At 59.8% G+C, this 1,516-nt stretch carries 2 protein-coding genes; both read left to right on the top strand.

Translation table 11 applies throughout. The annotated features are described in order from the left end of the window. On the top strand, positions 1–435 hold a 435-nt coding region (locus AC0V2Y_RS27550), incomplete at its 5' end, for a hypothetical protein (RefSeq protein ID WP_475418420.1). A gap of 2 nt (positions 436–437) precedes the next feature. Further along, positions 438–1,516 (top strand): lipopolysaccharide biosynthesis protein (locus AC0V2Y_RS27545; protein ID WP_475418419.1); only part of this gene is annotated, 1,079 nt, incomplete at its 3' end.

The following is a 1,516-nucleotide window of genomic DNA, read 5'->3' as shown; positions in this document are numbered from 1 at the left end:
GGCTATGGCCCGAGTGCGAGCCTGACCAGCCAATCGGTAGGACGCGGCGTCGTGGCTGCCCGCTACCGCTTGCTGCAGATAGGCTCCACGGGCCTGGCGACGTTGCTGTGGGACGTGGGCATATTGGGGACGCTTGCCTATCTATCCATCTTTATTCTTGGCACATTACTGGGTATCCGCTATGTCGCACGCAGCGGCGCCAGCGCCGAGCGCCTGGCGATTGCCGATACCAGCACCATTATGCTGATGCTCTTCCTGAGTACGCTGGTATACAACCGCACGCTGATCGACGAGCCGCCCATGCAATTGCTGTGTTTTTTCTGCCTTGGTTGCATCGTGCAGTTCGTGCGTTATGGTCAACCGGCGGCCAGCCTGCCGACAGCCGGGGCTGCGGTGCCGGAGCATGACAAGACCTTGCGCGGGATGCCAGCGTAGTCATGAGCAAGGTAAGCAAGTCCTTTGGCAACCTGGTAAAAAATAGTTCCATGATGTTCCTGCTGAATGTGGCGGGGGCAGGAGTAAGCGTCATCACCATTCCCGTCATGCTGGCGATCGCCGGCGTGCAGGCGTATGGCCATCTGGTGCTGGTGCAGTCCATCGCCCTGACCGTGTTTACCGTATGCGGATTCCAGTACTGGCAGGGCATGCTGGTGGCAATGCCAGGCCATCAAATAGACAGCAGTGCCTTGCGTGCCGCGGTGCTCAAAAGCCTGCGCTTCGAATTGCTGGCGCTGCTGGCCGTGCTGCTGGTCTCCGGCGGCCTGGCGATGTCGACGCTGTCGCAGGTGGCCCAGTTTTCCTGGGGCGACCTGCTGCTGCTATCGCTGGCGGCCGTCTTTCCCGTCATCGGCACCCACAGCGCGTACTTCCGACTGGTCAACCGCTACAACGTGCTGATGTTTGCAGGCTTCCTGACCAATTTGATCAAACTGGCCCTCCTGTTCGGCGTCTCACGCTACCAGCCGGACTTGTCGAGCATGATCCTGGCCTACACGATTCCGGAAGTCATTCGCTGCTTGCTGCTTTTCCTGCTCATCTTTGGCAGCCGCAGCGGCATTGCCGGTACGCTGCCGTACGCCGCCTTGCGCCAGGAGCGTCTGATGGAAGCGGGGAAGTGGAGCACGCTGCAAGCGATCTGCGACTTGCCGGTGGTGCAGCTGGACCGCGTCATTATCGGTTTTTCCTTGCCCGGTGAAAATTTGGGCGTCTTCAGCATCCTGAAGCGCATCTATTCGCTCGTCAATCTCGCCACGGCACCGTTCTATACCACCTCGATTCCCGAGTTTGCCGCGCGCGCCAACGCCGGCGACCTGGCTGGTGCCTTCAGCCTGTGGCACAAGACGATGAAGATGCTGTTTTGCGTGACGGCTGCGGCAGGTGTGGCGTGCTATGTCAGCAAATTTCTCTGGATGCCGAGACTGTTTCCCGTGCTGCAGGGATACTTGCCCGAGTTCACTGTCGTCCTGTTGACGGCCGTGATTGCTGGTACGTTTGTGACGACGCACGCGTTCTATTG

It is taken from the genome of Janthinobacterium sp. BHSEK (genome assembly GCF_056174685.1).
The sequence above is the reverse complement of the archived record's forward strand: the minus strand, read 5'-3'. Positions and strand labels throughout refer to the sequence as shown.